The sequence below is a fragment of the Modestobacter sp. SYSU DS0290 genome, assembly GCF_054050955.1.
Window position 1 is genome coordinate 82,947 of record NZ_JBJHAI010000015.1, and the last position, 20,165, is coordinate 103,111.

Consider the following 20,165-nt stretch of genomic DNA (forward strand, 5'->3'; position numbering starts at 1 on the left):
CCCGACGCACGCACCACCCGAGCACGTACGGACGACAGGAGGCAGCCGGTGTCCACCCGAGGTGCCCGCACCCCCGAGGCGCTGACCACCCAGCTCGCCGCCTCGCTCGAGCCGGTCGTCACCGCCGCCGGGTACGACCTGGAGGAGCTGGTCGTCCGCCCGGCCGGGCAGCGCTCGGTCGTCCGTGTGGTCATCGACCGGGACGCCGGCGTGAGCCTCGACGACGTGGCCGACCTCAGCCGTGCGCTGTCCGACGTGCTCGACGCCGAGGACGAGGCGTTCGGCCGGTCGCCCTACGTCCTCGAGGTCACCAGCCCCGGGGTCGACCGGCCGCTGACCGCACCCCGGCACTGGCGGCGGAACGTCGGCCGGCTCGTCGGCGTCGCCGTGGGCCCGGACGGCTCGCGGGAGCAGCTGACCGCGCGCGTGCTGCGGGTCACCGACGAGGGCGTGGTCCTCGCGGTGGAGAAGGGCGGCGCCAAGAAGGGCCAGGTCCGCAAGGCCGCCGGGGAGCGGACGGTCACCTGGGCCGAGCTCGGCGAGGCCCGCGTGCAGGTGGAGTTCGCCCGCCCCGCGGGGCACCGGGACGCCGGCCTGGTCGACGAGTCGACCGGTGACGACGACGCCGACGCCGACGACGACGAGGACGACGACGAGGACGACCGGGACGAGGACGCATACCTCGGCACCGGGGACGACGACGAGACGGACCACCAGCAGGACCCGGCCGGTGCCCCCGCGGCCGACGCGAGCGGACGGGCCGGGCGACCGGCCCCGCGCCGCGCGCCGCGGGATGACCGGCCGCGACGAGGAGGCAGCAAGTGAACATCGACGTGACCGCCCTCAAGGCGGTCGAGCGGGAGAAGGGCATCCCCGCCGACACGGTGCTGGAGGCGATCGAGACCGCCCTGGTCACCGCCTACCGGCACGCCGACGGGGCCGCCAAGCACGTGCGCGTGCACGTGGACCGCAAGAGCGGCGAGGTCGCCGTGCTCGCCCAGGAGCTCGGCGAGGACGGCGAGGTGGTCCACGAGTGGGACGACACCCCCGGTGACTTCGGGCGGATCGCGGCCAGCACCGCCAAGCAGGTCATCATGCAGCGGCTGCGCGACGCCGAGCACGAGCAGACCTTCGGCGAGTACGCCGGCAAGGAAGGCGACATCGTCAGCGGCATCATCCAGGCCGACCAGCGGCGCAACGCCAGCGGCGTCGTCATGGTCGACATCGGCAAGGTCGAGGCCACCCTGCCCGCGGCCGAGCAGGTCCCGGGGGAGCGGTACGCCCACGGCAGCCGGCTCAAGGCCTACGTCGTCTCGGTGGCCCGCAGCTTCCGCGGCCCGCAGGTCACCGTCTCGCGCACCCACCCCAACCTGGTGCGCAAGCTGTTCGCGCTCGAGGCCCCGGAGGTCGCCGACGGCAGCGTCGAGATCGTGTCGGTGGCCCGCGAGGCCGGGCACCGCACCAAGATCGCCGTCCGCACCTCGGTGCCCGGGCTGAACGCCAAGGGCGCCTGCATCGGCCCGATGGGCCAGCGGGTGCGCAACGTGATGAGCGAGCTCAACGGCGAGAAGATCGACATCGTCGACTGGTCGGACGACGACGCCACGTTCGTCGCCTCCGCGCTCTCCCCGGCCCGGGTCGCCAGCGCGCGGGTCGTCGACCCGAAGGCGCGGGCCGTGCAGGTCGTCGTCCCCGACTACCAGCTGTCGCTGGCGATCGGCAAGGAGGGCCAGAACGCCCGCCTCGCCGCGCGGCTGACCGGGTGCCGGATCGACATCCGCAGCGACGCCCAGCCGCTGGACGACGGGCCCGCGTCGCCCGGTGTCGGTCGCGCGCCGCTGCGGCCCGGCCCGGCCGAGCAGCGCCCCGGGCTCCGCGGTCCGCAGACGGGGCAGCGCCCTCCCGTGCGGCGTGCGGAACATCCCGGGCGCGCGGCGCGCTAGACTCGTCGATGGCCGACACGTCGATCCCGGTCCGCACCTGTGTGGGGTGCCGGCGACGCGCTCCGGTCACCGAGCTGTTGCGTGTCGTCGTCCGTGACGGGGGGCTCACCCCCGACCCACGGCGGCGGCTCCCCGGCCGGGGTGCGTCCGTGCACCCCACCGGGGAGTGTCTGCAGGCAGCAGTCCGGCGCCGGGCCTTCCCGCGCGCGCTGCGCAGCAGCGTGCCGCTGGAGACCGGTCCGCTCGAGAGCCACGTCGCCCGGTCCGCCGGGCGGCCGGCCCCCGGGCGGGACACCGTCGGACCGGCACCCGGCCGGTCCACCACTCGAATGGGACGACCCTCGGATGAGCAACCCGTGAAGTCGCCACGATGACCATGCACCACTGATTCCGAGGTCGAGCGGGCCCGCCGCCGGCCTCACCAGAGGAGACCCGTGCCAGGCAAGGCCCGCGTACACGAGCTCGCGAAAGAGCTCGGCGTCGACAGCAAGGCAGTGCTCGCCAAGCTCAAGGAGCAGGGCGAGTTCGTGAAGTCCGCCTCGTCCACCGTCGAGGCCCCGGTGGCCCGGCGGCTGCGTGAGGCGTTCCCGTCCGGGGGTGGCTCCGGCGAGAGCCGCAGCAGCTCCGCCCCCCGTCCCGGTCCGCGCCCGGCGCCGCGTCCGGCCGCCCCGAGCGCTCCGGCGGCCAGCGCCCCCGAGGCCCCGGCGGCGCCCGCTGCTCCGGCGCCCGCGCCGCAGGTCCAGGCCCCCGCGCCCCAGGCGCCGGCCGCTCCCGCCGCACCCGCTCCGGCGGCTGCCGGTCCGCGTCCGGGTGCCCCGGGCCCGCGGCCGGGTCCCCGTCCCGCGGCTCCTGCCCCCACTCCGGCTCCCGCCCCGGCCCCGGCCGCGGCGAGCGCTCCGCCCCAGCAGGCTCCGGCCGCTCCGCAGCCCGGGGCCCGCCCGGGTCCCGCGGCGGCGCGCCCCGGTCCCGCCGGTGGTGCCGGCAGCGCCGGTGGCGCCGGTGGCGCCGGTGGCGCCACCCCTGGCGCGCCCCGTCCGGCGGGTGGGCCGCGGCCCGGCCCCCGGCCGGCGCCGCGTCCGGGCAACAACCCCTTCAGCAGCGCGCCGCGGCCCGCGGCCCCGGGCCGTCCCGGCCCCGGTGGCGCTCCCGGCCAGGGTGGTCCGCGCCCCGGCCCGGGTGGCGGTGGCCCGCGTCCCGCGGCCGGTCCGGGTGGGCCCCGTCCCTCCGCCGGTCCCGGCGGGCCCCGTCCCTCCGCTGGTCCGGGTGGGCCCCGTCCCAACCCGGGCATGATGCCGCAGCGTCCGAGCCCCGGCATGATGCCGCCGCGCCCGGCCGGTGGCGGTCGTCCCGGTGCCCCCGGTGGCCGTGGTCGCCCGGGTGGTCCCGGTGGTGGCGGTGGCTTCCGTCCCGGTGGTGGCGGCGGCGCGCCCGGTGGCGCTCCGGCCGGCGGTGGCTTCCGTCCGGGTGGCGGTGGCCGCGGTCGTGGTCGCGGCGGCTCCGGTGCGGGTACCGCGGGTGCCTTCGGGCGTCCCGGTGGTCGCGGTCCGGTCCGTGGGCGCAAGAGCAAGAAGCAGCGGCGTCAGGAGTTCGACTCCATGGCCGCGCCCAGCATGGGCGGCGTGCAGCTGCCCCGCGGCAACGGGCAGACCGTCCGGCTCCCCCGTGGGGCCTCGCTGACCGACCTGGCCGAGCGCATCAACGCCCAGCCGGCCGCGCTGGTGACCGCCCTGTTCCACCTGGGCGAGATGGTCACCGCCACGCAGTCGGTCAACGACGACACGCTGCAGCTGCTCGGTGCCGAGATCGGCTGGGTCATCCAGGTCGTCAGCCCCGAGGACGAGGACCGCGAGCTCCTCGAGACCTTCGACCTCACCTTCGGTGACGAGGAGAGCGGCGACGAGGACGACTGGGACGTCCGTCCGCCGGTCGTCACCGTCATGGGTCACGTCGACCACGGGAAGACGAAGCTCCTCGACGCGCTCCGGCACGCCAACGTGGCGGGCAAGGAGGCCGGTGGGATCACCCAGCACATCGGCGCCTACCAGATCGTCACCGAGCTGGAGGGCAACGAGCGCCCGGTCACCTTCATCGACACCCCGGGTCACGAGTCGTTCACCGCGATGCGTGCCCGCGGCGCGAAGGTCACCGACATCGTGGTGCTGGTCGTGGCCGCCGACGACGGCGTCATGCCGCAGACGGTCGAGGCGCTCAACCACGCCCAGGCCGCCGAGGTGCCGATCGTGGTCGCGGTGAACAAGATCGACAAGGAGGGGGCCAACCCCGCCAAGATCCGCCAGCAGCTCACCGAGTACGGGCTGGTGGCCGAGGAGTACGGCGGCGACACGATGTTCGTCGACGTCTCCGCGACCACCCGCCAGGGCCTCGACGACCTGCTGACCTCGATCCTGCTGACCGCCGACGCCTCCCTGGACCTGCGTGCCAACGTGGGCCAGGACCCGCAGGGTGTGGTCATCGAGGGCAAGCTGGACAAGGGCCGTGGCCCCGTCGCCACGGTGCTGGTCCAGCGCGGCATCCTGCGCCAGGGCGACTCGATCGTGGCCGGCGACGCCTACGGTCGCGTCCGGTCGCTGCTCGACGAGCACGGCAACAAGCTCAAGGAGGCCCTGCCGGCCCGTCCGGTGCAGGTCGTCGGCCTGACCTCCGTGCCGCGTGCCGGTGACACCTTCCTCGTCGTCGAGGAGGACCGGATCGCCCGGCAGATCGCCGACCGCCGCCAGGCCCGGATCCGCAACGCGCAGAACGCGCAGATGCGGAAGCGGATCAGCCTGGAGGACCTGGACGCGGCGCTCAAGGAGACCCGTCAGCTCAACCTGATCATCAAGGGCGACAACTCGGGCACCGTCGAGGCGCTCGAAGAGGCGCTGATGAAGATCGAGGTGAGCGACGACATCTCGCTGCGGGTCATCCACCGCGGCGTCGGCGGGATCACCAAGAGCGACATCGACCTGGCGCTGGCCGACGACGTCATCGTCCTGGGCTTCAACGTCCGGGCCGAGGGGCAGGCCACCGAGCTCGCCAACCGCGAGGGCGTGGACGTCCGGTACTACACGGTCATCTACCAGGCCATCGAGGAGATCGAGGCCGCGCTCAAGGGCATGCTCAAGCCGGAGTACGAGGAGGTGCAGCTGGGCACCGCGGAGGTCCGCGAGGTCTTCCGTGTCCCGCGCATCGGCAACGTCGCCGGCTCGCTGGTCCGCAGCGGCACGATCGTGCGGAACTCCAAGGCGCGCCTCATCCGCGACGGTGCCGTGGTCGCCGACAACCTGTCGGTCGACTCGCTGCGCCGCTTCAAGGACGACGCGACCGAGGTCCGCGAGGGCTACGAGTGCGGCATCGGCCTGGGGTCGTTCAACGACATCAAGGTCGACGACGTGATCGAGACCTTCGAGCTGCGCGAGAAGCCGCGCGCATAAGACTGGTGACGTGGCCCCTGCAGGTGAGTCGTCCGGCTCTCCTGCAGGGGCCCGCCGCGAGTCTGCGAGTGGCGGGGCAGGAGGGTCTTCATCTTCACCGGCACGCTCAGCGCTGACCTGCTGCTGGGTGACGTCCACTCGCTCAAGGGCAAGCGGGCCGTCGTCCGGCCGATCGTGGCCGAGCTGCGGCGCCGCTTCGCCGTGGCCGCCGCCGAGGTGGGCGACCAGGATCTGCACCGCCGGGTGCAGGTCGGGGTGGCCACCGTGGCCGGCGAGGCCGGGCAGGTGACCGACGTGCTCGACGCCTGCGAGCGGTTGCTGGCCGATCGCCCCGAGGTGACGCTGCTGTCGACCCACCGTCAGCTGATCGGCAGCGACGACCTGTAACACCCACCCGGCCCCCTGCCGGGGCCCGGCCCGACCGTGCGCGGGCCGCACCGCAGGGGACCACCACCCGAGGAGATCCGATGGCCGACCCGGCCCGCGCCCGCCGGCTGGCGGTGCGCATCCGCCAGATCGTCTCCGCCACCATCGAGATGCAGATCAAGGACCCGCGCCTGGGGATGGTCACCATCACCGACGCGCGGGTGACCAGCGACCTGCGCGAGGCGACGATCTTCTACACCGTCTACGGCGACGCCCAGGAGATCGAGGACTCCGCCAAGGCGCTCGCCAGCGCCACCGGCGTCCTGCGGTCCACGGTGGGCAAGCAGACCGGCATCAAGTTCGTGCCGTCGCTGACCTTCGTGGCCGACATCGTCCCGGACACCGCCCGCGAGCTCGAGGAGGCCCTCGAGCGCGTCCGCCGGGCCGACGCCGAACTGGCCCGCGCCCGGGAGGGCGCGCAGTACGCCGGCGAGCCCGACCCGTACCGCCGTCCTGCGGTCGACGAGGACGACGAGACGGAGCCCGACGCCGACGACGACGCCGTGGACGACGACGTCGCGGAGCTCACCGACCCGGCCGATGCGCCGGCCACCCCCCGGAGCGCCTCGTGACCGAGACCAGCGACCCGATCGACCCCGAGGGCCCCGACGAGCAGCGGGTGACCCTGGGCGGGCGGGAGGAGCCGGCCACCGGCGACCCGACCGCCGGCGGCAAGCGCGGCGAGATCGGCGAGGTGCCGAGCATCGCCGCCGACGAACCCGACGACGGCAGCACCTACCCGGTCGGCGGTGGCGACGTCTCCGCCGAGCCGCAGCAGCCCCCGCGCGCCGACCCGGGGCCCGACGGCACCCCGTGACCGCCACCGTCTCCGCCCCGCTGGCGGCCGCGGTCCAGGTGCTCGCGGAGGCCGCCGACGGGGGCGCGACGGTCGTGCTCTCCGGGCACGTGCAGCCCGACGCCGACGCGCTGGGCAGCACCCTGGCCCTGGCCGAGGGGCTGCGCCGCCGGGGTGCCCGCGTGGTCGCCACCTTCCCGGCCCCGTTCACCCTGCCCGCCTCCCTCGGTTGGCTGCCCGGCGCCGACCGGCTGAGCGACCCGGCGACCGTGCCGGCCGAGGTCGACGTCTTCGTGAGCCTGGACGCCGCCTCGCCCGGCCGGCTGGGCGAGCTCGCTCCGCTGCTGGGGTCCGCCGGGCGCTCGGTGGTCGTCGACCACCACGCCAGCAACCCCGGCTTCGGCGGGGTCCGGCTGGTCGAGCCGCACGCCGCGGCCACCGTGGCCCTGGTCGCGGAGATCCTGGACGGGCTGGGCGTCGCACTGGACCAGGAGCTGGCGACCTGCCTGTACGCCGGGCTGTCGGCCGACACCGGGTCCTTCCGGTTCGGCAACACCGCCCCCGGCACGCACGAGCTGGCCGCCCGGCTGCTGCGCACCGGCATCGACCACGCCGCGATCAGCCGGCGGCTGTTCGACACCGCGCCCTTCGGCTGGCTGGGGCTGCTGTCCCAGGTCACCGGACGGGCCCGGCTGGAGGCGGAGGTCGGCGCCGGCCTGGTCTGGACCTGGGCCACCTCGGGCGAGGCCCGCGGGCACGGGCTGGCGGCCGACCAGCTGGAGGCGCTCGTCGACGTGGTCCGGGCCACCGCCGAGGCCGACGTCGCCGCCGTCCTGAAGGGCCACGACGACGGCAGCTGGGTGGTCTCCCTGCGCTCCCGCGGCAGCACCGACGTGTCCCGGGTGGCGATCGCGCTGGGGGGCGGCGGGCACCGCGCTGCCGCCGGCTACACCTCCGCGCTCGACCTCGAGGGCACCCTCGCCCAGCTGCGGGCGGAGCTCGGCCGGGCATGACCGAGGCCGCCCCGAGCCAGGCCGGGCGGAGCATCCCGTCGCTCGCGGCGCCCGCGCTGGTCGTGCTCGCCGCCGAGCCGCTGTACCTGCTCGTCGACACCGCCGTCGTCGGCAACCTGGGCACGGTCGCCCTGGGCGGGCTGGCCGTCGGCGGCGGCGTGCTGGCGGTCGTCGCCGGGCTGCTGAACTTCCTCGCCTACGGCACCACGGCCCGCGCCGCCCGCCGGGCCGGCGCTGGGGACCGGGCGGGTGCGGTCGCCGAGGGCGTCCAGGCGACCTGGCTGGCCGTGGGGCTCGGCGTCGGTGCCGCCCTGCTGCTGCAGCTGCTGGCCGGCCCGCTCACCCGGCTGATGGCCGGTGGCGCCGGGCCGGTCGCCGCCGCCGGTGAGCAGTGGCTGCGGGTGGCCAGCGCCGGCCTGCCGCTGCTCCTGGTCGCGCTGGCCGGCAACGGCTGGCTGCGCGGCGTCCAGGAGCTCCGCCGGCCGATGCGCTACGTGCTCGTCGGGAGCCTGCTCAGCCTGGTGCTCTGCCCCCTGCTGGTGCACGTGGCCGGTCTGGGCCTGGTCGGCTCCGCGGTGGCCAACGTGACCGGGCAGGCCGTCGCGGCGGCGCTGTTCGCCCGGTCGCTGGCCGGGGAACTGGCCCGGCAGGACATCGGCTGGCGCCCCCGCGCGGGAGCGCTGCGGGCGCAGCTGGTGCTCGGCCGCGACCTGCTGGTCCGGGCCGCGGTGCTGCAGCTGGCGTTCGCCGCCGCGGCAGCGGTGGTGGCCCGTGCCGGCACCGCCCAGCTCGGCGCACACCAGATCGCGCTCCAGCTGTGGCTCTTCCTGGCCCTGGTGCTGGACGCCTACGCGATCGCGGCGCAGACCCTGGTCGGTCAGGCGCTGGGCGCCCGCCGTCCCGAGGACGCCCGCCGGACGGCCACCCGCGTCGTGGCCTGGGGCGCGGGTACGGGTGCGGTGACCGCAGCCGTGCTGCTGGCGCTGCAGCCGGTGCTCCCACCGCTGTTCACCGACGACCCCGCGGTGCTCGCCCAGACCGACGTGGTCTGGTGGTTCCTGGCCCTGATGCAACCGCTGGCGGGTGCGGCGTTCGCCCTCGACGGGGTGCTCATGGGCGCGGGTGACGTCGCCTGGCTGCGCACGGTCACGGTCGGCTCGGCCCTGCTCGGCTTCGTGCCGCTGTCGTTGCTCTCCGGCTGGCTGGACTGGGGGCTGACCGGGGTGTGGACCGGGCTGACCCTGTTCATCGTGCTGCGGCTGGTCGCGGTCGGCTGGCGGGTGCGGGGGAGTGCGTGGCTGGGTGAGACGGTGACGGCGTGAGCCCGAAGAAGCCCGATGCCGACGTCCCGCCGTCCCTGCTGCTGGTCGACAAGCCCGGCGGGATGACCTCCCACGACGTGGTGGCCAGGGCGCGGCGGGTGCTGTCGGTGCGCAAGGTCGGCCACGCCGGCACCCTCGACCCGATGGCCACCGGCCTGCTCGTGCTGGGCGTCGGTGCCGCCACCCGGCTGCTGGGGCACCTCGCCGGGTCGGACAAGGTCTACGCGGCCACGATCCGGCTCGGGCAGTCCACGGTGACCGACGACCGGGAGGGCGAGGTCATCGCCACCACCTCCGCCGCGGGGGTCACCGAGGACGCCGTACGGGCCGCGCTGGCCGGCCAGGTCGGGGCCCTGCAGCAGGTGCCCTCCTCGGTCAGCGCGGTCAAGGTCGACGGGCGGCGCTCCTACGACCGGGTGCGCGCCGGCGAGGAGGTCGAGCTCGCCGCCCGGTCGGTGACCGTGCACTCGATCGACGTCCACCGGGTGACCCGGCCGACGCCGGACCTGGTCGACGTCGAGGTCACCGTCTCCTGCAGCACCGGCACCTACATCCGCGCGATCGCCCGGGACGTCGGCGCTGCCCTCGGCGTCGGCGGGCACCTCACCGTGCTGCGGCGCACGTCGTCCGGTCCCTTCGACACCGGGCAGGCCCGGCCCGTCGAGGAGGCCGCCGGAGCGCTCGGTGAGCGGGGGAGCGGCCCCGGTGTGCTCGCGCTGGCCGACGCCGCACGTGCCGTCTTCCCGGCCCGGGAGCTCACCGCGGAGGAGGCGGTCGCCCTCGGGTACGGCCAGCGGGTGCCGGCCACCGGCGCGCCCGGCCTGCACGCCGCGGTGGCCCCCGACGGCCGGCTGGTCGCGCTCGTCGAGGACGCCGGCCGGGTCGCCCGGGTCGCCGTCGGCTTCCCGGCCACCTGACCGCGGTGGCACCCTCCGGGGTGTGCGCGGACTCGACGAGCGGCTGGCCGCCCTGGACGCCGAGCTGGCGGTGCTGCCCGGGGTGCTGGTGGCCTTCTCCGGTGGCGTCGACTCCGGCGTCGTGCTGGCCGCCGCCGTCCGGGCGCTCGGTGCCGATCGGGTGGTCGCCGCGACCGCGGTGTCCCCGAGCCTGCCCGCCGCCGAGCAGGCCGGGGCCGCGGCGTTCGCCGCCGGCCTGGGCGTCCGGCACCTGCAGCCGCGGACCGACGAGCTGGCCCGCCCCGGCTACGTGGCCAACGCCGGGGACCGCTGCGCCTTCTGCAAGACCGAGCTGGTGGAGGTGCTCACCCCGCTGGCCGCCGGGCTGGGCATCGCCGACGTCGTCACGGGCACCAACGCCGACGACGTGCGGGCCGGGTTCCGCCCGGGCATCCGGGCCGCCGCCGAGCGCGGCGCGTGGGCGCCGCTCGCCCGGGCCGGGATGACCAAGGACGACGTCCGGTCCGCCGCCCGCCGCTGGGGCCTGCCGCTGGCGGGGAAGCCGGCCGCCGCGTGCCTGGCCAGCCGGATCGCCTACGGGGTGCCCGTCACCGCCCAGGGGCTGACCCGCGTCGAGCGGGCCGAGGCGGCGCTGCGCGCCGCGCTCACCGCGGCCGGCGTGCCCGTGCGGGACCTGCGGGTGCGGGACCTGGGGGAGGACGTGGCCCGGGTGGAGGTGGACGCCGCGCTCGTCCCGGCCGTCGGGCCTGAGCTGCTCGCCGCGGTGACCGGCTTCGCGCGGGTCGAGCTCGACCCGCGCGGCTTCCGGTCCGGGGCGATGAACGAGCTGCTGCCGGACCCGGTCCGCTACCGCTGACCCGGCTGCCGGTGGAGCGACCGGACGATCCGGGCCGCCGCCACGCCCGCGCCGAAGCCGTTGTCGATGTTGACCACGAGCACGCCGGGGGCGCAGGCGGTCAGCATGGTGAGCAGGGCCGCCAGACCCTCGAACGCGGCGCCGTAGCCCACCGACGTCGGGACGGCGACCACCAGCCGGTCGGTCAGCCCGGCGACCACGCTGGGCAGGGCGCCGTCCATCCCGGCCGCCACGACGACGGCGTCGGCCGCGGCGAGCTCCGGGACGACGGCGAGCACCCGGTGCACCCCGGCCACCCCGACGTCGTCCACCCGCCGGCACCCCACCCCGCTCGCGGTGAGGGTGGCGGCGACCTCGGCGGCCACCGGCCCGTCCGACGTGCCCGCGGTCAGCACCAGCACCTCGCCGACCGGCTCGGGCGGGGTGCCCACCCACGCGACCCGGGCCACCGGGTCCACGTGCGCGGCCGGCCAGCGGGCCCGGACGGCGTCGGCGGTGGCCGGGTCGACCCGGGTGGCCCAGGCGAACGGCGCCCGGCCCGCCTCGGCACCGGCGGCCAGCAACCCGGCCAGGCAGCCGACCGTCTCCGCCGGGGACTTGCCGGCCGCGTAGACGACCTCGGGGGTGCCGGTGCGGGCGGCCCGGTCCGGGTCCAGCCGGGCGTACCCGAGGTCGGCGGTGCGCGGCTGCTCGCTCACGCCCGCAGTCTGGCGCACTCGGCGTGTCGTCTCCCCGCCGGACGGGCAGGATGCGGGGCATGAGCGTCGTGAAGATCAACGTGGTGACCATGCCGGAGGACAAGCGCGAGCGGTTCGAGGAGCGGTTCCGGGGCCGGGCCGGCGCCGTGGAGACCACCGAGGGCTTCGAGTGGTTCGAGCTGCTGCGTCCTGTCGAGGGCACCGATGCCTACCTCGTGTACACCCGCTGGACCACCGAGGAGGCCTACCAGGCCTGGCAGTCCAGCCAGGACTTCGACCGCGCCCACGACGGTGGCGGCGACACCCTGGCCCCCGCCGCGGAGCGGTCCCAGAACCACCTGTGGAGCTACGAGGTCGTCCAGTCCTCCGGCCCGCACGGCGAGAAGAGCTGACCCTCCCCGCCCGAGGGGTGGGCCGCCCCGGCTCCGCTGGCCGCGCCGGGGGCGCGGGCTAGGGTGACGGGGCGGCCCGGCACCCGCCGGGCACCGCTCCAGCACGAGCACCAGCAGGTGGGAACCATGACCGACACGCTCGCCGACAGCCGTACCTCCGCTCGGGTCTTCACCGACGGGGTGCCGCTGGTCGTGGAGGACGTGCCGCGCCGGCCCACCGTGGAGCGCGCCGCCGTCCTGGACGACCCCGGCTTCGGGCGGCACTTCACCGACTCGATGTTCGTGGCCCGGTACCGCGCCGGCGAGGGCTGGGTCGACGCCCGGCTCACCGCCTACGCGCCGCTGCAGCTGGACCCCAGCGCCGCCGCGCTGCACTACGCCCAGTCGATCTTCGAGGGGCTCAAGGCCTACGCCCAGCCCGACGGCAGTGTGGCCACCTTCCGGCCGGAGTCCAACGCCGCCCGCTTCGCTCGCGGCGCCCGCCGGCTGGCCATGCCCCCGGTGCCCGAGGACGCCTTCCTCACCGCCGTCGACGCGCTGGTCGACGCCGACCGCGAGTGGGTGCCCACCGGACCGGACCAGACGCTGTACCTGCGCCCCTACCAGCTCGCCGTCGAGCCCTTCCTCGGCGTCCGCCCGGCGCACGAGTACCTGTTCGTGGTCATCGCCAGCCCGGCCGGTGCCTACTTCCCGCGCGGTGTGCACCCGGTCTCGGTCTACCTCTCCGAGGACTACATCCGCGCCGCCCCCGGGGGCACCGGCGACGTCAAGTGCGCCGGCAACTACGCGGCCAGCCTGCTCGCCCAGGAGCAGGCCATCGCCGCCGGCTGCGACCAGGTCGTGTGGCTGGACGCGGTGGAGAAGAAGTACGTCGAGGAGATGGGCGGGATGAACCTGTTCTTCGTCCTCGGCTCCGGCGACGACGCGGAGCTGGTCACCCCCGAGCTCACCGGCACGCTGCTGCCCGGCATCACCCGCGACTCGCTGATCACCGTCGCCCGCGAGCTGGGGCACACCGTGACCGAGCGGAGGTTCAGCGTGGAGGAGTGGCGGGCCGGGGTGGCCGACGGCACCGTCACCGAGACCTTCGCCTGCGGCACGGCCGCGGTGATCACCCCGGTCGGCTCGGTCAAGGCCCGCACCGGTGACTTCGTCGTCGGCGACGGGGAGCCCGGCCCGCTGACCATGCGGCTGCGCGAGCACCTGCTCGACGTGCAGCACGGCCGGGTGGCCGACACCCACGGCTGGCTGCACCGCGTCGCCGCCGCCTCCTGAGCCGGCCGGTACGGGGGAGCGGCGTGCTTCGCTGGCGCGGGCTGGACGCCACGCCCGGTGACCTCGGGCGCACGGTGGTCACCATCGGCATGTACGACGGCGTGCACCGGGGGCACCAGCAGCTGATCGGCGCTGCGGTGGCCCGCGCCCGCGCGATGGGCCGCCCGGCACTGCTGCTCACCTTCGACCCGCACCCGTCGGAGGTGGTCCGGCCCGGATCCCACCCGGCGATCCTCACCTCGGCCGACCGCAAGGCCGAGCTGGTCGCCGGGCTGGGCGTGGACGCGATGTGCGTGCTGCCCTTCACCCAGGAGTTCAGCCGGCTCGGCCCCGGGGAGTTCACCCACACGGTGCTGGTCGAGCACCTGCACGCCGCGCGGGTCGTCGTCGGCCGCAACTTCACCTACGGCCACAAGGCCGCCGGCACGGTCGAGACGCTCACCGCCGAGGGCAGCCGGTTCGGGTTCGGCGTGGAGGGCGTGGACCTGGCCAGCGTCGCGCAGGCGCCGGACCCGGCCGGCGGCGGGGACGTCACGATCTCCTCCACCTACATCCGCGCGTGCGTGGCCGCGGGCGACATGACCTCGGCCGCGCTGGCGCTGGGCCGGCCGCACCGGGTCGACGGGATCGTGGTGCGCGGGGACCGTCGGGGCCGGGAGCTGGGCTACCCCACGGCCAACGTGGAGAGCCCGGCGCACACCGCCGTCCCGGCCGACGGCGTCTACGCCGGGCACCTGGTGCTGCGCGACCACCAGACCGGGGCCAGCGGCGCCCGCCACCCCGCGGCGATCTCGGTGGGCTCCAACCCCACGTTCGCCGGGGCCCGCCGGACGGTGGAGGCCCACCTGCTCGACTTCGACGGCGACCTCTACGGCGAGCACGTCGGGGTGGAGTTCGCCGAGCGGTTGCGCCCGATGACCACCTTCCCCGGCGTCCCCGAACTGCTGGTGGCGATGGCCGACGACGTCGCCCGGACCCGGGTGGTGCTCGGCCTGACCTGACGGCCGACGGCCCCGGCGTGACCGTTGTGTAACCTTGGCGGCGACGTCGGGTGACCGACGTGTGTGCATGCTGCCCCCGTGACCCAGACCGGGGGCCACACGTGACCTGCCCTGGAGGCACCATGGCGCTGGAGAGCGCGACGAAGAAGCAGATCATGACCGAGTACGCGACGGTCGAGAACGACACCGGTTCCCCCGAGGTGCAGGTCGCGATGCTGACCCGACGGATCAGCGACCTGACCGAGCACCTCAAGATGCACAAGCACGACCACCACAGCCGGCGGGGCTTGCTCCTGCTGGTCGGCCGCCGCCGGCGGCTGCTGAACTACCTGGCGAAGACCGACATCAACCGGTACCGCTCGCTCATCGAGCGGCTCGGCCTGCGCCGCTAGCACCACCGAGGGGACCGCTCCGGCACGCCGGGACGGTCCCCTCACTCGTGCGGCACCCGCCGCACGGGCCCACCGGCGGTCTGCCGTCCCCACGAGCGGGCCGGTCCTCGGTAGTGGCCCCCGGGCACGTTCGGCCCGCACCCGGTGCGGGCACACGACACCCGGGAGCTTCGATCGAAGACCGGTCGCCCCGGAGGAGAGGCGGCGCAGGCCGCCGCGAAGAGGACGTCGCCGTATGCGACGTAGGAAGAGGACACGATGTCCGCACCCAGCACCGACACCACCGACTTCGACGCCGAGGACGGCGTCTTCACCGCCACCGCGGTGATCGACAACGGGGCCCTCGGCTCCCGCACCGTCACCTTCGAGACCGGCCGCCTCGCCAAGCAGGCCGCCGGCTCGGTCGTCGCCACCATGGGCGACACCACGCTGCTGTCGGCCACCACGGCCGGCCGTCAGCCCAAGGAGCAGTTCGACTTCTTCCCGCTCACGGTCGACGTCGAAGAGCGGATGTACGCGATCGGCAAGATCCCCGGCTCGTTCTTCCGCCGCGAGGGCCGGCCCTCCGAGGACGCCATCCTCACCTGCCGCCTGATCGACCGCCCGCTGCGCCCGACCTTCGCCAAGGGCCTGCGCAACGAGGTCCAGGTCGTCATCACGGTGCTGTCGCTGGATCCCGACCACCTGTACGACGTGCTCGCCATCAACGGTGCGTCGGCCTCCACCCAGCTGTCCGGCCTGCCGTTCTCCGGCCCGGTCGGCGGCACCCGGGTGGCGCTGATCAACGGCCAGTGGGTCGGCTTCCCGACCCACGCCGAGCTCGAGGACGCCGTCTTCGACATGGTCGTGGCCGGCCGGGTCCTGCCCGACGGCGACGTCGCGATCATGATGGTCGAGGCCGAGGCCACCGAGAAGACCGTCGAGCTGGTCGCGGGCGGGGCCACCGCCCCCACCGAGGAGGTCGTGGCCCAGGGCCTCGAGGCCGCCAAGCCGTTCATCAAGGCCCTGTGCCAGGCCCAGTCCGAGCTGGCCGCCAAGGCCGCCAAGCCCGAGGCGCACTTCCCCCGGTTCCTGGACTACTCCGACGACGTCTACGCCGCCGTCGAGGCCCAGGCCGCCGAGAAGCTCGCAGCGGTCCAGGCGATCGCCGGCAAGCAGGAGCGCGAGGAGGCCACCGACGCGCTCAAGGACGAGGTCAAGGCCGCGCTGGCCGGCCAGTTCGAGGGCCGGGAGAAGGAGATCTCCGGGGCCTTCCGCGCGGTCACCAAGAAGGTCGTCCGGCAGCGCATCCTGCGCGACAAGATCCGCATCGACGGCCGTGGCCTGACCGACATCCGGCCGCTGTCGGCCGAGGTCGAGGTGCTGCCGCGGGTGCACGGATCGGCCCTGTTCGAGCGCGGCGAGACGCAGATCATGGGCGTCACCACGCTGAACATGCTCCGCATGGAGCAGCAGCTGGACACGCTGAACCCGGTCACCCGCAAGCGCTACATGCACAACTACAACTTCCCGCCGTACTCCACCGGTGAGACCGGCCGGGTGGGCTCGCCCAAGCGCCGCGAGATCGGCCACGGCGCGCTGGCCGAGCGGGCGCTGCTGCCCGTGCTGCCCGACCGCGAGGAGTTCCCCTACGCGATCCGCCAGGTCTCCGAGGCGCTGGGCTCCAACGGCTCCACCTCGATGGGCTCGGTCTGCGCCTCGACGCTGGCCCTGCTCAACGCCGGTGTGCCGCTGAAGGCCCCGGTGGCCGGCATCGCCATGGGCCTGGTCTCCGACGAGGTCGACGGCAAGACCGAGTACGTCGCGCTGACCGACATCCTCGGCGCCGAGGACGCCTTCGGTGACATGGACTTCAAGGTCGCCGGCACCAAGGACTTCGTCACGGCCCTCCAGCTGGACACGAAGCTCGACGGCATCCCCTCCGACGTCCTCGCCGGTGCGCTGACCCAGGCCCGCGCGGCCCGGCTGCACATCCTCGACGTCATGCTCGAGGCGATCGACGGTCCCGACGAGATGAGCCCGTACGCCCCGCGGGTCACCACGGTGCGCATCCCGGTCGACAAGATCGGTGCGGTCATCGGCCCGAAGGGCCAGATGATCAACGCGATCCAGGACGAGACCGGCGCGGACATCACCATCGAGGACGACGGCACGATCTACGTCGGCGCCTCGGACGGCCCGTCGGCGCAGGCCGCCGTGGACCGGATCAACGCCATCGCGAACCCGACGCTGCCCAAGGTCGGCGAGCGGTTCCTCGGCACCGTGGTGAAGACGACCGCCTTCGGTGCGTTCGTCTCGCTGCTGCCGGGCCGCGACGGTCTGGTGCACATCAGCAAGCTCGGCGGCGGGAAGCGGATCGCCAAGGTCGAGGACGTCGCCAACGTCGGCGACAAGCTCCAGGTGGAGATCACCGACATCGACGCCCGCGGGAAGATCAGCCTGGTGCCGGTCGCCGAGGGTGACGCCGCGGCCGCCGGCGACGCGGCCCCGGCCGCCGACGCCGCTCCCGCGGAGGCGTGACCACGTCGTACGGCCTGGCCGGGGCCGGGACGGACGCTGCGGCGTCCGTCCCGGCCCCGGCCGGTGCAGGGTCGGGCCGGGTGGGCGAGACGGTCGTGCTGGACGTCGACGAGGTCGGCGGCCGGGTGGAGCGGACGGAACTGCCCGGCGGGCTGCGGGTGGTCACCGAGACGATGCCCGGGGTCCTCTCGGCGACCCTGGGCATCTGGGTGGGCGTCGGCTCCCGGGACGAGAGCCCGGCACTGGGGGGCTCCTCGCACTTCCTGGAGCACCTGCTCTTCAAGGGCACCCGGAGCCGGACGGCGCTGGAGATCGCCACGGCGATGGACGCCGTCGGCGGTGAGATGAACGCCTTCACCGCCAAGGAGCACACCTGCTACTACGCCAACGTGCTCGCCAGCGACCTCCCGCTGGCCGTCACGCTGCTGGGTGACCTCGTCACCGAGGCGCTGAACACGGCACCCGACCTGGAGTCCGAACGCACGGTGGTGCTCGAGGAGATCGCCATGCGCGACGACGAGCCCGCCGACGCCGTGCACGACCTGTTCGCCGAGACCCTGTTCGGCGACTCACCGCTGGGCCGGTCGGTGCTCGGCACCATCGAGTCGATCGAGGCGCTGACCCGCGACGACGTCGACGGCTGGTACCGCTCGCGCTACCGGGTGCCCTCGATCGTCGTCTCGGCCGCGGGACGCGTCGACCACCAGCAGGTGGTCGACCTGGTGACCGCGGCCTTCGGGAACCGGCTGACCGGGACCGGGGGACCGGACCCGCTGCGGTCCGGTGACGACGTCCGGCCGGACGGTCCGGCCCGCCCGGCCGGCCTGATCCACCGGCGCACCGAGCAGACCCACCTGCTGCTGGGGAGCGTCGGCCTCGCCCGGCTCGACGACCGCCGGTACGCCGCTGCGGTGCTCGACGCCGCCGTGGGCGGGGGGATGAGCTCGCGGCTGTTCCAGGAGGTCCGGGAGAAGCGCGGGCTGGTGTACAGCGTGGGATCGTCACTGACCCACTACGCGGGGACGGGCACCTTCTCGGTGTACGCCGGGTGCTCGCCCAAGCGGGTGCCGGAGGTGCTCCGGCTGGTGCGCGCCGAGCTGGCCGAGGTGGCCGCGCACGGGCTGCGCAGCGACGAGGTGGCCCGTGGTCGTGGGCAGCTCAAGGGCGGCCTGGTGCTCGGCCTGGAGGACACCGGCTCGCGGATGAGCCGGCTCGGGAAGAGCGAGCTCTCCTACGGGGAGTACCTGCCGGTGCGCACCGTGCTGGCGCGGCTGGACGCGGTGGACGAGGAGCAGGTGCGGTCGGTCGCCGACGACCTGCTGACCCGGCCCACCTGCCTGGCCGTGGTGGGCCCGTACCGCGAGCGTGACCTCGACGCCCTCCTGGGCTGATCCGTGTCCTCACCGCTGCGGGTGCACGGCGCCCTGTCCCGGGGCGCCTTCGCGGTCGCTGTCCTGATCTCCCTGGCGGTGCTGTTCGCGCCGCCCTCGGACGTGCCGGACAGCCCGCCGGGCGTCGACAAGCTGGTCCACCTGCTGCTGTTCGCCGTGCTGGCGGTCAGCGGACGGTGGGCCGGCGTCGGCCGTTCCGCTCTGGCCGGCATCCTCGTGCTCTACGCAGCGGTCAGCGAGCTGCTCCAGGGCACGGACCTGGTCGGCCGGGACGCCTCCGTGGCGGACCTGCTCGCCGACGTGGTCGGGGTGCTGGTCGGCCTGGCGGCCTGGGCGGCGCTCGCCCGACGGCGCCGCACCTCCCCGGCCTGATCTACCGCTGTCGGGTGGGCCGCCTTGCGCCCGGGGGCCGGGTTGGTGAGCATCGCTGGGTGAGCACACCCCCCACCGCGACCGTGACCGCCCCCGACGCCCCTGCCGGGGAGGCCCCGCTCATCCCGGTCGGCGTGCTCGGTGCCCGCGGCCGGATGGGGACCGAGGTCTGCCGGGCCGTCGACGCGGCCGCGGACATGGAGCTCGTCGCCATGGTCGACGAGCGGGACTGGCTGTTCAACGTCGCCGACGCGGGCGCGCAGGTGGTCGTGGACTTCACCCGACCCGACTCGGTCATGGAGAACATCCGCTTCTGCATCGACCAGAACATCCACTGCGTGGTGGGGACGACGGGCTTCGACGAGGAGCGTCTGGCGACGATCGCCCAGTGGCTGGAACCGAAGCCCGACCTCGGTGTGCTCATCGCGCCCAACTTCGGCATCGGCGCGGTGCTCCTCATGCGCTTCGCGCAGGAGGCCGCTCGGTTCTTCCCCTCCGTGGAGATCGTGGAGCTGCACCACCCGGCCAAGGTCGACGCCCCGTCCGGCACGGCCGCCCGCACCGCGCGCCTGGTCGCCGCCGCCCGGCGGGCAGCCGGTGTCCCGGACGCCCCTGATGCGACCAGGGAGTCGGACTCCCTGCCAGGCGCCCGGGGCGCGGACGTCGAGGGCGTCCCCGTGCACGCGGTCCGGCTCGCGGGGCTCGTCGCGCACCAGGAGGTCCTGATGGGGGCGGCCGGCGAGACGCTGACGCTGCGGCACGACTCCTACGACCGGGCCTCCTTCATGCCGGGTGTCCTCCTGGCGGTGCGCGAGGTCCGCAACCGCCCCGGGTTGACGGTCGGGATCGAGTCCCTGCTGGGACTCTGAGCGGTCCCCCGTGGTGCGGACGGGGCTCGCGGGGCGCCCGGACACCCGCAGGACACGTGACCTGGCTCGCAGTCTTGCGGCGACCGCACGCGGCTGACCTGGGCCTTCGCCGTGCAACCGGTCCCATGGGAGGCGGAACGGCCACCGACTGGCCATCTGCGGTTTGACGAGCCCCGTCCGGCCACGTAACTTTCTCTCTGCGCCGAGCGAGACCGGGCCGGAAGGGCCGGAAGCCGCGAGGTCAGACCCCCGGGTGTGACAGCGAGCCGTGCACGGCGTAACGTGGGACAAGCCGCCGCGAACGAGGGCCGAAGCAATTCGGTCGGGTTTCGTGCGCGTCCGCTCCTTGAGAACTCAACAGCGTGCCGAAAGTCAGTGCCATATAGTTAAACCCCCATTCGGCTTGGTCGCCTTCGGGTGACTGGGTTGGGGATTCCTTTGGTTGATTGACATCGAGAGTGCTAGCTCTCGGTTCTCAGCCGTGGGTTGAATTCATCTACGGAGAGTTTGATCCTGGCTCAGGACGAACGCTGGCGGCGTGCTTAACA

At 74.7% G+C, this 20,165-nt stretch carries 20 protein-coding genes and 1 pseudogene; 20 read left to right on the forward strand and 1 reads right to left on the reverse strand.

The genetic code is table 11. The features are described from left to right. Positions 1-48 precede the first annotated feature (48 nt). From rimP to ACI795_RS13640, 12 genes and pseudogenes are all read left to right on the forward strand, one after another. A complete protein-coding gene (gene rimP / locus ACI795_RS13585; protein ID WP_457076053.1) occupies positions 49-825 on the forward strand; it encodes a ribosome maturation factor RimP in 777 nt (258 codons plus the stop codon). Continuing rightward, the gene (gene nusA / locus ACI795_RS13590; protein WP_457076054.1) at positions 822-1,943 is read left to right on the forward strand and encodes a transcription termination factor NusA; all 1,122 of its coding nucleotides are present in this window, start codon (positions 822-824) and stop codon (positions 1,941-1,943) included. Before rimP ends, nusA begins: the two co-directional genes overlap by 4 nt. Before the next feature lie 8 nt (positions 1,944-1,951). Further along, complete coding sequence (locus tag ACI795_RS13595) at positions 1,952-2,317, forward strand: YlxR family protein (RefSeq protein ID WP_457076056.1); 366 nt, start codon at positions 1,952-1,954, stop codon at positions 2,315-2,317. 60 nt (positions 2,318-2,377) lie between these two features. Further along, positions 2,378-2,518: pseudogene (locus ACI795_RS13600) on the forward strand (translation initiation factor IF-2 N-terminal domain-containing protein); the annotation flags it as partial. 1,020 nt (positions 2,519-3,538) lie between these two features. Then, entirely contained in the window at positions 3,539-5,377 is a 1,839-nt protein-coding gene (gene infB / locus ACI795_RS13605) for a translation initiation factor IF-2 (RefSeq protein WP_457076074.1), read from the forward strand. A 90-nt stretch (positions 5,378-5,467) separates the two neighbouring features. Beyond that, on the forward strand, positions 5,468-5,764 hold the full coding sequence (locus ACI795_RS13610; protein WP_457076075.1) for a DUF503 domain-containing protein: 297 nt from the start codon (positions 5,468-5,470) through the stop codon (positions 5,762-5,764). An 80-nt stretch (positions 5,765-5,844) separates the two neighbouring features. Further along, positions 5,845-6,375 carry a 30S ribosome-binding factor RbfA gene (gene rbfA, locus ACI795_RS13615; protein WP_457076057.1) on the forward strand — a complete coding sequence of 177 codons (531 nt, stop codon included), beginning with the start codon at positions 5,845-5,847 and terminating at the stop codon, positions 6,373-6,375. After that, positions 6,372-6,620, forward strand: a complete 249-nt coding sequence (locus ACI795_RS13620; RefSeq protein ID WP_457076058.1) for a hypothetical protein — start codon at positions 6,372-6,374, stop codon at positions 6,618-6,620. Before rbfA ends, ACI795_RS13620 begins: the two co-directional genes overlap by 4 nt. Continuing rightward, a complete protein-coding gene (locus ACI795_RS13625) occupies positions 6,617-7,612 on the forward strand; it encodes a DHH family phosphoesterase (protein WP_457076059.1) in 996 nt (331 codons plus the stop codon). The genes ACI795_RS13620 and ACI795_RS13625 overlap by 4 nt, the downstream gene beginning before the upstream one ends. After that, positions 7,609-8,934, forward strand: coding sequence for an MATE family efflux transporter (locus tag ACI795_RS13630; protein WP_457076060.1), 1,326 nt, complete (start codon positions 7,609-7,611; stop codon positions 8,932-8,934). The genes ACI795_RS13625 and ACI795_RS13630 overlap by 4 nt, the downstream gene beginning before the upstream one ends. Continuing rightward, a complete protein-coding gene (gene truB / locus ACI795_RS13635; RefSeq protein WP_457076061.1) occupies positions 8,931-9,851 on the forward strand; it encodes a tRNA pseudouridine(55) synthase TruB in 921 nt (306 codons plus the stop codon). Before ACI795_RS13630 ends, truB begins: the two co-directional genes overlap by 4 nt. 22 nt (positions 9,852-9,873) lie before the next feature. After that, entirely contained in the window at positions 9,874-10,707 is an 834-nt protein-coding gene (locus ACI795_RS13640) for an ATP-dependent sacrificial sulfur transferase LarE (protein WP_457076062.1), read from the forward strand. On the opposite strand, the gene larB is transcribed toward ACI795_RS13640, so the two are convergent. Next, positions 10,698-11,405 (reverse strand): nickel pincer cofactor biosynthesis protein LarB, encoded by a 708-nt coding sequence (larB, locus tag ACI795_RS13645; protein WP_457076064.1) that lies wholly within the window; start codon positions 11,403-11,405, stop codon positions 10,698-10,700. The two genes, ACI795_RS13640 and larB, sit on opposite strands and share 10 nt — an antisense overlap. A 59-nt stretch (positions 11,406-11,464) precedes the next feature. Here larB and ACI795_RS13650 point away from each other — a divergent pair, with 59 nt between their 5' ends. From ACI795_RS13650 to dapB, 8 genes are all read left to right on the forward strand, one after another. Then, positions 11,465-11,797: an antibiotic biosynthesis monooxygenase family protein gene (locus ACI795_RS13650; protein WP_457076065.1), complete on the forward strand. Its 333-nt coding sequence runs from the start codon at positions 11,465-11,467 to the stop codon at positions 11,795-11,797. A 126-nt stretch (positions 11,798-11,923) separates the two neighbouring features. Next, positions 11,924-13,072 carry a branched-chain amino acid aminotransferase gene (locus tag ACI795_RS13655; protein ID WP_457076066.1) on the forward strand — a complete coding sequence of 383 codons (1,149 nt, stop codon included), beginning with the start codon at positions 11,924-11,926 and terminating at the stop codon, positions 13,070-13,072. 23 nt (positions 13,073-13,095) lie between these two features. Beyond that, positions 13,096-14,073: a bifunctional riboflavin kinase/FAD synthetase gene (locus ACI795_RS13660; RefSeq protein ID WP_457076067.1), complete on the forward strand. Its 978-nt coding sequence runs from the start codon at positions 13,096-13,098 to the stop codon at positions 14,071-14,073. A 122-nt stretch (positions 14,074-14,195) separates the two neighbouring features. After that, positions 14,196-14,465 (forward strand): 30S ribosomal protein S15, encoded by a 270-nt coding sequence (rpsO, locus tag ACI795_RS13665; protein ID WP_029339129.1) that lies wholly within the window; start codon positions 14,196-14,198, stop codon positions 14,463-14,465. 258 nt (positions 14,466-14,723) lie between these two features. Continuing rightward, positions 14,724-16,985, forward strand: a complete 2,262-nt coding sequence (locus ACI795_RS13670) for a polyribonucleotide nucleotidyltransferase (RefSeq protein ID WP_457076068.1) — start codon at positions 14,724-14,726, stop codon at positions 16,983-16,985. Between the two features lie 80 nt (positions 16,986-17,065). Then, positions 17,066-18,376, forward strand: coding sequence for a M16 family metallopeptidase (locus tag ACI795_RS13675; protein WP_457076069.1), 1,311 nt, complete (start codon positions 17,066-17,068; stop codon positions 18,374-18,376). Positions 18,377-18,379: 3 nt separating this feature from the next. After that, complete coding sequence (locus ACI795_RS13680) at positions 18,380-18,748, forward strand: VanZ family protein (RefSeq protein WP_457076070.1); 369 nt, start codon at positions 18,380-18,382, stop codon at positions 18,746-18,748. A gap of 59 nt (positions 18,749-18,807) precedes the next feature. Continuing rightward, positions 18,808-19,617, forward strand: coding sequence for a 4-hydroxy-tetrahydrodipicolinate reductase (dapB, locus tag ACI795_RS13685; RefSeq protein ID WP_457076071.1), 810 nt, complete (start codon positions 18,808-18,810; stop codon positions 19,615-19,617). Positions 19,618-20,165 lie beyond the last annotated feature (548 nt).